Source organism: Paraburkholderia sp. BL17N1, from assembly GCF_003634175.1.
Classification (GTDB): Bacteria; Pseudomonadota; Gammaproteobacteria; order Burkholderiales; family Burkholderiaceae; genus Paraburkholderia.
Genome location: NZ_RBIW01000001.1, coordinates 1,948,597 through 1,959,916 on the forward strand (window position 1 = coordinate 1,948,597; position 11,320 = coordinate 1,959,916).

Below are 11,320 nucleotides of genomic sequence, written 5' to 3' on the forward strand. Positions count from 1 at the left end.
CGGTCGGGCAGTGAATCAGAAGTGAATCGCAAGTTGATGGTGCAATCCCAGTGGCAGCAAATCGGCAGCATGCAGTTCGGACCCAGAGGCGACCCGTTTTAAGAAAATCGCCCAACAGCATCCGTCAGCAATGACGGCAACGTCCCAAGCCTCTCGATGGAGCCAGATATGACTGTTGCGAATCCTGTTTCCTCCTCCCCTCAGACCTCACAGAGTCGACGCTCGCGACTCGCGGCGGCGGCCAATCCGGTGCTCGCCGGTCCCAGCACGTCGGCGGTGGCCGTCGGCGAAGACAGCGGTGGCGATGTCGCATGCATCACGCTCGCCAATGCGCATCTGCGGCTCGACGTCGCGCCGACGCTCGGTGGCGGCGTCACCCGTTTCGACTGGCGTAACGATGGCGCGCTCACGCCGATCTTCCGCCGCTGCCGCCACGTTGCGGCCGATACGCAACCGAACCAGCTGGCCTGTTATCCGCTGCTGCCGTATTCGAACCGCATCGGCGGCGGGCAATTCAATGTGGCGGGACGGCGGGTCGAGGTGCCGCGCAATCGCGCCGACGAACCCTTGCCGATTCACGGCGACGGTTGGCAATCGGCCTGGCAGGTCGCGGAGTCGGATCGTGAAAACGTCCGCCTCACGCTCGAGCGCCGCGACGGCAAGCCGTACGCCTACCGTGCGACGCAAACTTATACGCTCGACGGCCCGACGCTCGTCGTCGCGCTCGAAATCGAAAATGCCGGCCGCGAGGCGCTGCCTTTCGGGCTGGGCGTGCATCCCTTCTTCGTGCGCGACGCGGACACCGAGTTGTCGGCTGCTGCGGGCGGCTTGTGGCTCTCCGGCGACGACTGGCTGCCGGTGCGGCATGTGCCGGCGCCGCCCGCCTGGCAATTCGGCGTGGCGTATCCGCTGCCGGAAACCATGGTCAATCACGCTTTTACCGGCTGGAGCGGGCAAGCGGCGGTGGTGTGGCCGAAGCGCCGCCTGTCGCTGAACATTGCCGCCGACACCGATTACTACGTGCTGTACACGCCGCCCGGCGAAGACTTTTTCTGCTTCGAACCGGTGGATCATCCGATCAACGCGATGAACCTGGCCGGCGGCGCGAGCGAAAACGGCATGACTTTGCTAGGACGTGGCGAGCGACTGACGCGCACGTTCCGCTTCACCGTCGAACGCACGGGTTTGCGCTCGATGCCGGGCGCGCGCGGCTCGAAGCGGCGGCAGTAGCGGGCGAGGGTGGCGCGACAGGGCGCACGTGTGCATGCCCTGATGCGCTGCGGACATCATCGGCTCGGACGCTTCTTCGCGAGCGCCTGGCCGATGCATGTGTGCACTCACGGCGCATTGCGGCCGGTAGCAGCGCCTGTCGGCATCTGGCGCCGGACCGCCGCTGCCGCACGCTCCCGGCGCGGCCCGCCGCGCGGGACGGGTAAAATATGCGCCTCTTCCGTTTTCCCGCTTGCCGCGAGACCACCATGCCCAATTTCATCCAGACACTCAACGACGCCTGGCAGCGCACCAACTCGCTGCTGTGCGTCGGCCTCGATCCCGAGCCGAGCAAATTCCCGGGCGCGCTCGCGGGCCGTCCCGAGGCGATCTTCGATTTCTGCCGCACGATCGTCGACGCGACCGCGCCGTATGCGTCGTCGTTTAAACCGCAGATTGCCTACTTCGCGGCGCATCGCGCGGAAGACCAGCTCGAGCAGCTGATCGCCCACATTCACGCGAACCATCCGGGCCTGCCCGTGATTCTGGACGCGAAGCGCGGCGACATCGGCAGCACCGCCGAACAATATGCGCGCGAGGCGTTCGAGCGCTATCAGGCGGACGCGGTGACGGTGAATCCGTACATGGGCTTCGACTCGATCGAGCCGTATCTGGAGCATGCAGGCAAGGGCGTGATCGTGCTGTGCCGCACGTCGAATCCGGGCGGCTCCGATCTGCAATTCCTGGAGACGGGCGGCCGTCCGCTATATCAGGTCGTCGCGCGACTGGCGGCCGAGAAATGGAATGCGAGCGGCCAACTGAGTCTGGTGGTCGGCGCGACCTTCCCGAAGGAAATCGAGGTGGTGCGGGGGATCGTCGGCGATATGCCGCTGCTGATTCCGGGCATCGGCGCGCAAGGCGGCGACGTGCAAGCGACCGTCAACGCCGGCCGCACCGCGAACGGCACGGGCATGCTGATCAACTCGTCACGCGCGATTATTTACGCGGGCAAGGGCGACGATTTCGCCGAAGCCGCGGCGAAGGCCGCGATGGAAACGCGGGATCGGATCAACGCGTTCCGGTAAATCATCGGCTAGCGTTGTTCGGGTGCGCGTGGGGTTCAGTTTGGCCCCAGCCGCGCGATCAACGCGGCATGCTGTGAGTGCCGCGCTTTCAACGCGTCAACATCCGCCAGCTCGAATTCGCTGAATTCGAAACCCGGCGCCACCGTGCAACCCACCAGCGCGAAGGCCGCCGGGTCGGCGCATTCCGCCGCGAACCATAACCCTGCCGGCACTACCGCCTGAAACACGGCATCCGGATGCGTCAGCGCATTGCCCAGTTTATGCGTCACCAGCGCCCCCGTTTCGTCTAACACGTGGACGTTCAACGGCTCGCCCGCATAGAAATGCCAGACCTCGTCGGATTTGATCCGATGCCACGCCGAATGCGCGCCGTCGCACAGCAGGTAATAGATCGCCGTCGACGCAGAGCGCGTTTGCGCTGAGCCGCTCTCTTTGTCACGGATCACGCGTTCCACCGAGCGGTATGTCTCGCTGAAAAATCCGCCTTCGGGATGCGGCTTGAGTTCGAGGCGGCGGATCAGTTCGTCTTTGATTGCGTGCGAATCAGGCATGGGCTTTCCGCTTCGAACAGAGTTTAGTGCTCGCGTTCGTCGAGCAAGGCTAGTACGCCGCGCAGTGCATGCGCGGCAGCCTGCACGCGAATCTTCTCGCGGTCGCCCTTGAAAATCTTCGTTTCCACCGACGTATGCAGCCGGTTGCTCCAGCCAAACGAGACCATGCCGACTGGTTTCGTCTCGGTGCCGCCGCCCGGTCCGGCCACCCCGGTAATCGACAGCGAGACCTGCGCGCGGCTGTTGCGCAGCGCGCCTTCGGCCATGGCGCGCGCCACCTGCTCGCTGACCGCGCCGTGTTTGTCGATCAGCTCGGCGGGCACGCCGATCATCTCGCTCTTCGCCTGATTCGAATACGTGACGAAGCCGCGCTCGAACCAGCCGCTGCTGCCGGAAATATCGGTGATCGCGGTCGCCACCATGCCGCCCGTGCAGGACTCGGCAGTGACGAGCATGAGGCGCTCGTCGCGCAGACGGTTGCTCACGCGAATCGCGAGTTGATGAACGACGGAATCGGTAGGCATGGCGTCAATCCGGAAAACGGGGGCTGGCGGTGAATGCACGGCGGCGCGGCGGCCGCCGTGCAGCAATCAAACGGACATACGCCAGAGCGCAATCACGAGCAGCGTGAAAAACGCGGCAACCAGGTCATCGAACATGATGCCAAAGCCACCTTTCAGACGGCGATCGAAATAGCCGATGGGCGGCGGCTTCACCATGTCGAAAAAGCGGAACACGATGAACGCCCAGAACTGGCCGGTCAGCGTGACCGGCGTGACCATCAGCAGCACCAGCCAGAACGCGATGATTTCGTCCCACACGACCGGCGACGGATCGTCGATACCGAGCTTCTTCGCGGTGAAGCCGCAAATCGCAATGCCGCCGAAGAAGCCGGCCACGATCAGTACGGCCCACTCGATGACCGTCAGATGGCGGCTGAGAACGGCGAACGAAGCCCACGCGAACAACGTGCCGATCGTGCCTGGCGCAATCGGCGACAAGCCGCTGCCAAACCCAAGCGACAGAATGTGCAGCGGATGCGACAGCATGAAACGCGCCGTGGCGCGACGCGGCTGACGGCCAGGCGGGCGCTGATCGGGCGCGCGCGGGGGCGGGGAGGTCTCGGCGGCGATGAGTTTGTCGGCCGGGCCGAGCGGGGGATCAGTCTGCATGAAAGTGGTCGAAGCCTTGCAACGTCAGTGTGAGCGGCGCGCCGGCGGCGTCGTGCCAGCCGATCGCCGGGCGGTCGGCCGCCGTTTCGAGAGCGCTTATTGTACCGATGCGGGTGAGCTGAATCCCCACCTCGTGGCCGGCCTTGTCGACCGCGGTGCGCGCCGCGACCGGCGCCGTGAAGCACAGCTCGTAGTCGTCGCCGCCGGCGAGCGTGCAGCGTCGCTGGATGTCGGGGGCGAGGCGGCCCAGCGCATCTGAACGCGGCACGGCGTCGACGTCGACCGTGGCCCGCAGGTTCGAGCGTTCCAGAATGTGCAGCAGATCGCCGGCAAGGCCGTCCGAGAGGTCGAGCGCCGCGTGGGCAGTGCCGCGCAACGCCATGCCGAGCGCGACGCGTGGCTCCGGTCGCTCGAGGGCGCGGCGAAACGTCGCAGTGTCGCCGGCATCGGCGGACCATTCGCCGCGCTGTACGCCGAGGCCGGCGCGCGCGTCGCCGAGCGTGCCCGAGATCCAGATGTCGTCGCCCGGCTGCGCGGCGTCGCGGCGCAGCGCAGCGCGCGGCGGCACGCTGCCGAACACGGTGATGCACAGATTCAGCGGGCCGCCGGTCGTATCGCCGCCGATCAACTCGCATCCGTAGCGTTCGGCCAGCGCGAACAGCCCTTCGCTGAACGCGGCGAGCCAGGCTTCCTCTGCCTTCGGCAAGGAGAACGCCAGCGTGAACGCCTGCGGTTGCGCACCCATCGCGGCGAGGTCCGACAGATTCACGGCGAGCGCCTTGTGACCGAGCGCCTCGGGATCGACATCGGCGAAAAAGTGGCGGCCTTCGACCAGCATGTCCGTCGATATCGCCAGCAGTTCGCCGGCGCGCGGCGCGAGCAGCGCGCAGTCGTCGCCGATGCCGAGCGAGCCCGCGGCGGCATCGGATGGCCGGGCAGCGGCGCGCCGGGCAAAGAAACGATCGATCAGCGAAAACTCGGAGAGCATGGTGGCGATGGGTGGACGCGAGGGTGAACGCGAGGTGAGTGGTCAAGTGCCGTGAAGTTCGGCTAACGGCGCGCATTGTACGGAGCGAACGAAGGGTAAACCTTCGATCCGCCCGCAACTCCGATTCGGGTCGCGTTCCGCCCACAGCATGCCACGTCAGCCTTTCGCTATGTTTCAGTCGCGGCAGTTGTACCCGTATTGAAGGAATTGGGCCGGCAATTAGGGCTACAATGCCGTCGAACGTCTATTCTAATCCGCCCTCCGAAGCCCGCCTTATGTCGACTCCCGTCAATAGCAAACTCCGCGAAGCCGCCCTCGATTACCACGAGTTCCCCACCCCCGGGAAGATCGCGATCGCCCCGACCAAGCAGATGATCAACCAGCGCGACCTCGCGCTGGCGTACTCGCCTGGCGTCGCGTTCGCGTGTGAAGAAATCGTCGAAAACCCGTTGAACGCCGCGCGCTTCACCGCGCGCAGCAACCTGGTCGGCGTCGTCACGAACGGCACCGCGGTGCTGGGCCTCGGCAACATCGGGCCGCTCGCCTCGAAGCCGGTCATGGAAGGCAAGGCCGTCCTGTTCAAGAAGTTCGCCGGCATCGACGTGTTCGATATCGAGCTGAACGAGTCCGATCCGCACAAGCTGGTCGACGTGATCGCGGCGCTGGAGCCGACCTTCGGCGGCATCAACCTCGAAGACATCAAGGCGCCGGACTGCTTCATCGTCGAACGCGAATGCCGCAAGCGCATGAAGATTCCGGTCTTCCACGACGACCAGCACGGCACGGCGATCGTCGTGGCGGCGGCCATCACCAACGGTTTGAAGGTGGTCGGCAAGGACATCAAGGAGGTCAAGCTGGTCTCCTCGGGCGCGGGCGCGGCGGCGCTGGCCTGTCTGGATCTGCTGGTCGATATCGGCCTGCCGCTCGAAAACATCACCGTCACCGATCTGGCCGGTGTGGTCTACAAGGGCCGCGTCGAACTGATGGATCCGGACAAGGAGCGCTTCGCGCGTGAAACCGACGCCCGCACGCTCGCTGAAGCGATTGGCGGCGCGGACGTTTTTCTCGGTCTGTCGGCCGGCGGGGTGCTTAAGCAGGACATGGTCAAGCAGATGGCGGACAAGCCGCTGATTCTGGCGCTGGCCAATCCGACGCCGGAAATCCTGCCGGAACTGGCGCTGGAAGTGCGTCCGGACGCCGTGCTGTGCACCGGCCGCACCGACTACCCGAACCAGGTGAACAACGTGCTGGTGTTCCCGTTCCTGTTCCGCGGCGCGCTGGACGCGGGCGCGACGACGGTGACGCGGGAAATGGAAATCGCGGCTGTCAACGCGATCGCCGAACTGGCGCGCCAGGAGCAGAGCGACATCGTCGCGACGGCGTATGGCATTCAGGACCTCTCGTTCGGTCCGGAATACCTGATTCCGAAGCCGTTCGATCCGCGTCTGATCGTCAAGGTCGCACCGGCCGTGGCGAAGGCCGCGATGGACTCGGGCGTTGCCGAGCGTCCGATCGAGGACATGGAAGCGTACGAACAGCATCTGCAGCAGTTCGTGTATCACAGCGGCACGACCATGAAGCCGATTTTCCAGCTCGCGCGTGGCGTCGAGCCGGAGAAAAAGCGCATTGTGTTCGCGGAAGGCGAAGAAGAGCGTGTGCTGCGCGCCATGCAGATCATCGTCGACGAAAAGCTGGCCAAGCCGATCCTGATCGGCCGTCCGGCGGTGATCGAGCAGCGTATTGCGCGCTACGGTCTGCGTCTCATCGCAGGGCAGGACTACACGGTGGTCAACACCGACCACGACGAGCGCTATCGCGATTTCTGGCAGGAATATCACAAGATGATGTCGCGCAAGGGCATCAGCGCGCAGATGGCGAAGCTCGAAATGCGCCGCCGCACCACGCTGATCGGCGCGATGCTGGTTGAAAAGGGCGAGGCCGACGGCATGATCTGCGGTACGGTGTCGACCACGCATCGCCATCTGCACTTCATCGATCAGGTGATCGGCAAGAAGGAAGGCGCGAAGGTCTACGCGGCGATGAACGCGCTGGTGCTGCCCAACCGCCAGATTTTCCTGGTCGACACGCACGTGAACGTCGATCCGACGCCGGAGCAACTGGCCGAAATCACGATCATGGCGGCTGAAGAAGTACGCCGTTTCGGTATCGAGCCGAAGATCGCGCTGCTGTCGCATTCGAACTTCGGCACGAGCAACGCGCCGACCGCCCAGAAGATGCGCGACACGCTGGCAATCCTGCGCGAACGCGCGCCGGACCTGCAAGTGGACGGCGAAATGCACGGCGACATCGCGCTCGACGCGAATCTGCGCCGCGAAGTGATGCCCGACTCGACGCTCGAAGGCGACGCCAATCTGCTGGTGCTGCCGAACATCGACGCGGCCAACATCTCGTACAACCTGCTGAAGACCGCCGCGGGCAACAACATCGCGATCGGTCCGATGCTGCTGGGCGCGGCCAAGCCGGTGCACGTGCTGACGGCTTCGGCAACGGTGCGCCGGATCGTCAACATGACGGCGCTGCTGGTGGCGGATGTGATCGCGGCCCGTTAATCCGCGATCCAGACGAAGCATGGCGCCGGTTTGAAGGCCGTGCGCCATGCAAAAAAAAGGCGCGCCCGCAACGGGCACGCCTTCGGGTGAACAGGGGATTGCCACCCAGAAAAAACGGCAAGGCAGACATTCCGCCTCGGAACGCTAATGGGCTCATTGCCCTTGCCTCGGGAATCGAACTATTTGCAGCCTCATGCAAAGCGGCCCGACATCCGCTCCCCACCTGCCTGCTTCCACCACTATTCGCAACATTGAGATAAAGTTTAGCTTGACTAAGCTAAATATTCTGTCAAAAGTCGTCAAAGCCGCGCCGGTGGCCATTTCGCGCCCTATGTGAGGATTTCGCCGGCCCGGCGAGCGTTGATTCCGGGGGCCATTAGCGATACCCTTACGACTTTCATGGTCGTCAAACTCGTGATCTAACAGCGGGGAACCCTGATACATGGCACGCAAGTGGCATCGCATGAAAGGCGTGCTGATCGGTGCTATTACGCTGTGCGTTTTATCCGGCCCCGTGCCTGGCGCGTTTGCGCGCGACTCCACGGCACCTGCCGACGCGAACGCGCAGTTGCAGGGCACCATCGCGCTGGCGCAGTTGCCACGCGAAGCGGTCAATACATTGAACTTGATTGCCGCAGGCGGGCCTTACCCGTATGAGAAGGACGGCATCGTATTCGGCAATCGCGAACGGTTGCTGCCGGCCCATCGGCGCGGCTATTACCACGAATACACCGTTCCCACGCCTCGCTCACGTAATCGCGGGGCGCGTCGCATCGTCTGCGGAGGTCCGCTGAAGCGAACCGACAATTGTTACTACTCGGACGACCACTACACCAGTTTTAATCGTATTGTTGAATGACATCGGGATGAACGGCATGAGCGACAACGTCTACGCGCACGACTCCGGAGTCGCGACGGATCTTTTCGCGGCCGGCGACGGCAATTTGTTCCAACGCGTCATGCGGATGCGAGCCGGCGATCAGGGCCGCGAGAACCAGAGCGAAGCAGGCACTGTGGTTTCATCGAACGAGGAGCCCATGAGTCTTTTCAAGACCGTACGACCCAACATCGTACAGTCGATCCGCGCGTTCCGCGTGCAGGATCTCGCCGACGAGGCCAACCGGCTCGGCCAGCATTTTCTCTATGCGTATTGCGCCAACGCGCAGTCCAAGCAGGAAGTGCTCGAAACCATCGCGACCTCGTTCCTGTTTCCGAAGCATTTCGGCAAGAATTACGACGCGCTCTACGACTGCCTGACCGATCTTGTCCAGAAAGCGGGTACGCAGCCGGGCTTTGTGATCGTGCTCGAACAGTTGCCGGTCGCCCAGAAGTTCGACAAGGAAGGCCGCGAGACGCTGCTGGACGTGTTCCGCGAAGCGGCGGAGTTCTGGGCCGAGCGGAAAGTGGCGTTCCGGGTGTTTTACTCGTTCGCCTGAGTTTTTGCTTGGGCGTTGCCTGTTGAGGCGACACAGCAAAGGCCCGCCAGTTGGCGGGCCTTTGCTTTTGGTGCGAATGTCGACGCCGGCTTGCTGCCTCAATCGAGACGGCCGGCGTGGCAGGCGAGCGGCTTACCAGCCGCCCCAGCCGGCCGCCAGCGCGGAGAGAACGGCGATGCCGGCCGTTTCGGTACGCATCACGCGCGGCCCGAGGCCGACGGCGGTAAACCCGTGAGCGGCCGCCGCTGCTTCCTCGGTCGCGGAAAAGCCGCCTTCCGGGCCCACCAGCACAGTCACGCGTCCTTTCGGCGGTTCGGGGGGCAACGCGGAAAAGCTGATGCTGGCGCGCGGTGAGAGCAGAATGCGCAGGTCGCCTTCTTCAGGCGTGCGGGGCATCGAGCCGAGCCAGGTGGCGATCTCGCGCACCGGCATCACTTCCGGCAGGCGATTGCGCCCGCACTGCTCACACGACGCCCGGACGATGCCTTGCCAGTGCGCATGGCGCCGCTGCGCGCGATCGCCGGAAAGACGCACGACGCTGCGCGTGGTGGTTAACGGCACGAAGCTGGACGCACCCAGTTCGACGGCTTTTTCGATCAGCCAGTCCATCTTGTCGCCGCCGGCAATGCCCTGTGCGAGCGTGAGGCGATAGGGCGCCTCGACCTCGATAGCGCGGAATTCGCGGATCTTTACCACGGCCGAGCGCCGTTCGACTTCGACGAGTTCGGCGCTGTATTCGCCGCCTTCGCCATTGAAAAGGACGATCGAATCGCCGGGCTGCAGGCGCAGCACGAGCACATGCCGAACGACGTCATCGGGGAGCGGCATGACGTCCTCGGGCTGGAGAGGCGTACCGACGAAAAAGCGAGGCATCAGAAAAATACTCATTGGTTCACGAAAGGTGGCGAGCGAGCGCCCAGCGGTAGCCGTCCAGATCTTCGACCTGGGCGAAGCGGTCGCCCCAGAACTGATCTTGTGGCTCGCTCAGCGACTTTGCGCCGGCGGCCAGCGCCCGCGCATAGATCGCGTCGACATCGTCGACATAGACATAGAACGATTGCGGTGCGATTGCGCCCGCGCTTTTGGGTGTTTTCGCCGCCGAGCCGAACGCGCCTTCCGGAGCGAACATCACAATCAACTGGCCTTGATAGGTCATCTCGACATGCATGACGACACCGTCGTCCTGGACACTGTCACGCACTTCAAAGCCGAACGCCGCTGTGAAGAACGCGGACGCGGCATGTGCGTCGCGCACCGTCAGATAAGGGGTCAACCAGGGCACACCGGCTGGGCGGGAGGCGGTCATGGGATTCTCCGGATCGATGGGGTTGGCGGGGCACGTGCTGCGAGTCCAGGTGGACGTTTGCGTATCGTTATGCCGATAGCGCAGTCCGACGGAACCGTGCATTTTGCCCACGCGTTAGCTTGCTGGCTTTAAGAATTGACCTAGTTTATCTCGCAGTGAGCGGGATGCCGAGAACAGTCCGGCGTGCGTGGCCGCGTCGTAGTGCATCAGGGCGTCGATTCCTCGCGCGGCCAGGCGGTCCGCAAGCGTATCGACGGTGAGGGCGGCGGGGTCGAGCGTGTCGCTGGCGGTCGCCATCATCCACAGCGAGCCGTATAGCGGCACGAAAGTGCTCATGGTGCGGACGACGGCGAAGGCCGCGCTCAGGTCGTCGAGCAGGCGCGCGACGCGTTCGGCGTGAAAATAGGGCGACCCGAGGTGCACGGAGAGTGCCGCAGTCGGGCTCATGACGCGCTTGAGCCGCTGGTAGAAGGCTTGAGTGTAAAGACCGGCGGCGGGTGAGTCCGGCGGCGTCAGGTCGAACACGACGAGATCGAATTGCGCCGGAGCGGCTGCCTCGACGTATTGTGCGGCGTCGCCGATTATCAGTTCGACGCGTGGATCGTCGAATGCGCCGCCGTGCACCTCGGGCAAATGTTCGCGCGTCAGACTTACGACTCGCGCGTCCAGCTCCGCTACCACGATCCGTCCAATGTCCGGGTGCCTCAGCAGTTGCCGCGCGGCACCGCCGTCGCCGCCGCCCAGCACGAGCGCCGCTTGCGGCGACGGGTGCGCCAGCGCGGCGGGATGCACCATGCACTCGTGGTAGATGAACTCGTCGCCGGTGGAGGTCATCGGACGGCCGTCGAGGGTGAAGAGCCGGCCGAGTTGCGGCGTGTCCCAAACCTCGATCCGCTGATACGGCGAATCGACGCGCACGAGGCGCTTCGCGTGCGGAAATCCGTAGACGGCGTCGGGACTCGGTCGGAACAGCAAGGGAATGCTCACGGATGGCGGGCTCCGT

The 11,320-nt window shown here is 64.4% G+C and carries 12 protein-coding genes; 5 read left to right on the forward strand and 7 right to left on the reverse strand.

Annotated features, from left to right (window positions below):
• The first annotated feature begins 168 nt into the window (after positions 1-168).
• Positions 169-1,230 carry an aldose 1-epimerase gene (locus tag B0G82_RS08735; RefSeq protein ID WP_121307159.1) on the forward strand — a complete coding sequence of 354 codons (1,062 nt, stop codon included), beginning with the start codon at positions 169-171 and terminating at the stop codon, positions 1,228-1,230.
• A gap of 248 nt (positions 1,231-1,478) precedes the next feature.
• Entirely contained in the window at positions 1,479-2,294 is an 816-nt protein-coding gene (gene pyrF / locus B0G82_RS08740; RefSeq protein WP_116139102.1) for an orotidine-5'-phosphate decarboxylase, read from the forward strand.
• Positions 2,295-2,329: 35 nt separating this feature from the next.
• On the opposite strand, the gene B0G82_RS08745 is transcribed toward pyrF, so the two are convergent.
• From B0G82_RS08745 to thiL, 4 genes are all read right to left on the reverse strand, one after another.
• Entirely contained in the window at positions 2,330-2,845 is a 516-nt protein-coding gene (locus B0G82_RS08745; RefSeq protein WP_121307160.1) for a cupin domain-containing protein, read from the reverse strand.
• A gap of 23 nt (positions 2,846-2,868) precedes the next feature.
• Positions 2,869-3,369, reverse strand: coding sequence for a CinA family protein (locus B0G82_RS08750; protein WP_106285221.1), 501 nt, complete (start codon positions 3,367-3,369; stop codon positions 2,869-2,871).
• Between the two features lie 66 nt (positions 3,370-3,435).
• Positions 3,436-4,017: a phosphatidylglycerophosphatase A gene (locus tag B0G82_RS08755; protein WP_199730069.1), complete on the reverse strand. Its 582-nt coding sequence runs from the start codon at positions 4,015-4,017 to the stop codon at positions 3,436-3,438.
• Positions 4,007-5,005, reverse strand: a complete 999-nt coding sequence (gene thiL, locus B0G82_RS08760) for a thiamine-phosphate kinase (protein ID WP_121307161.1) — start codon at positions 5,003-5,005, stop codon at positions 4,007-4,009. Before thiL ends, B0G82_RS08755 begins: the two co-directional genes overlap by 11 nt.
• A gap of 230 nt (positions 5,006-5,235) precedes the next feature.
• Here thiL and B0G82_RS08765 point away from each other — a divergent pair, with 230 nt between their 5' ends.
• The 3 genes from B0G82_RS08765 to B0G82_RS08775 all read left to right on the forward strand — a co-directional run bounded on the left by B0G82_RS08765 (position 5,236) and on the right by B0G82_RS08775 (position 9,011).
• The gene (locus B0G82_RS08765; RefSeq protein WP_012434352.1) at positions 5,236-7,575 is read left to right on the forward strand and encodes an NADP-dependent malic enzyme; all 2,340 of its coding nucleotides are present in this window, start codon (positions 5,236-5,238) and stop codon (positions 7,573-7,575) included.
• 442 nt (positions 7,576-8,017) lie between these two features.
• On the forward strand, positions 8,018-8,434 hold the full coding sequence (locus B0G82_RS08770) for a ribonuclease (RefSeq protein WP_116139108.1): 417 nt from the start codon (positions 8,018-8,020) through the stop codon (positions 8,432-8,434).
• 16 nt (positions 8,435-8,450) lie between these two features.
• Positions 8,451-9,011, forward strand: coding sequence for a barstar family protein (locus B0G82_RS08775; protein ID WP_106285246.1), 561 nt, complete (start codon positions 8,451-8,453; stop codon positions 9,009-9,011).
• A gap of 132 nt (positions 9,012-9,143) precedes the next feature.
• On the opposite strand, the gene B0G82_RS08780 is transcribed toward B0G82_RS08775, so the two are convergent.
• The 3 genes from B0G82_RS08780 to speE form a co-directional block, all read right to left on the reverse strand.
• Entirely contained in the window at positions 9,144-9,884 is a 741-nt protein-coding gene (locus B0G82_RS08780; protein WP_116148248.1) for a 16S rRNA (uracil(1498)-N(3))-methyltransferase, read from the reverse strand.
• 19 nt (positions 9,885-9,903) lie between these two features.
• Positions 9,904-10,317 carry a VOC family protein gene (locus B0G82_RS08785; protein ID WP_106285247.1) on the reverse strand — a complete coding sequence of 138 codons (414 nt, stop codon included), beginning with the start codon at positions 10,315-10,317 and terminating at the stop codon, positions 9,904-9,906.
• Between the two features lie 114 nt (positions 10,318-10,431).
• Positions 10,432-11,304 (reverse strand): polyamine aminopropyltransferase, encoded by an 873-nt coding sequence (gene speE / locus B0G82_RS08790; RefSeq protein WP_121307162.1) that lies wholly within the window; start codon positions 11,302-11,304, stop codon positions 10,432-10,434.
• Positions 11,305-11,320: the final 16 nt, after the last annotated feature.

Bases quoted from the DNA above. Each gene is read 5' to 3' on its own strand.
- B0G82_RS08745 (WP_121307160.1), bottom strand. From the start codon at position 2,845: ATGCCTGATTCGCACGCAATCAAAGACGAACTGATCCGCCGCCTCGAA.
- thiL (WP_121307161.1), bottom strand. From the start codon at position 5,005: ATGCTCTCCGAGTTTTCGCTGATCGATCGTTTCTTTGCCCGGCGCGCC.
- B0G82_RS08750 (WP_106285221.1), bottom strand. From the start codon at position 3,369: ATGCCTACCGATTCCGTCGTTCATCAACTCGCGATTCGCGTGAGCAAC.
- B0G82_RS08785 (WP_106285247.1), bottom strand. From the start codon at position 10,317: ATGACCGCCTCCCGCCCAGCCGGTGTGCCCTGGTTGACCCCTTATCTG.
- pyrF (WP_116139102.1), top strand. From the start codon at position 1,479: ATGCCCAATTTCATCCAGACACTCAACGACGCCTGGCAGCGCACCAAC.
- B0G82_RS08775 (WP_106285246.1), top strand. From the start codon at position 8,451: ATGAGCGACAACGTCTACGCGCACGACTCCGGAGTCGCGACGGATCTT.
- B0G82_RS08765 (WP_012434352.1), top strand. From the start codon at position 5,236: ATGCCGTCGAACGTCTATTCTAATCCGCCCTCCGAAGCCCGCCTTATG.
- B0G82_RS08770 (WP_116139108.1), top strand. From the start codon at position 8,018: ATGGCACGCAAGTGGCATCGCATGAAAGGCGTGCTGATCGGTGCTATT.
- B0G82_RS08755 (WP_199730069.1), bottom strand. From the start codon at position 4,017: ATGCAGACTGATCCCCCGCTCGGCCCGGCCGACAAACTCATCGCCGCC.
- B0G82_RS08780 (WP_116148248.1), bottom strand. From the start codon at position 9,884: ATGCCTCGCTTTTTCGTCGGTACGCCTCTCCAGCCCGAGGACGTCATG.
- B0G82_RS08735 (WP_121307159.1), top strand. From the start codon at position 169: ATGACTGTTGCGAATCCTGTTTCCTCCTCCCCTCAGACCTCACAGAGT.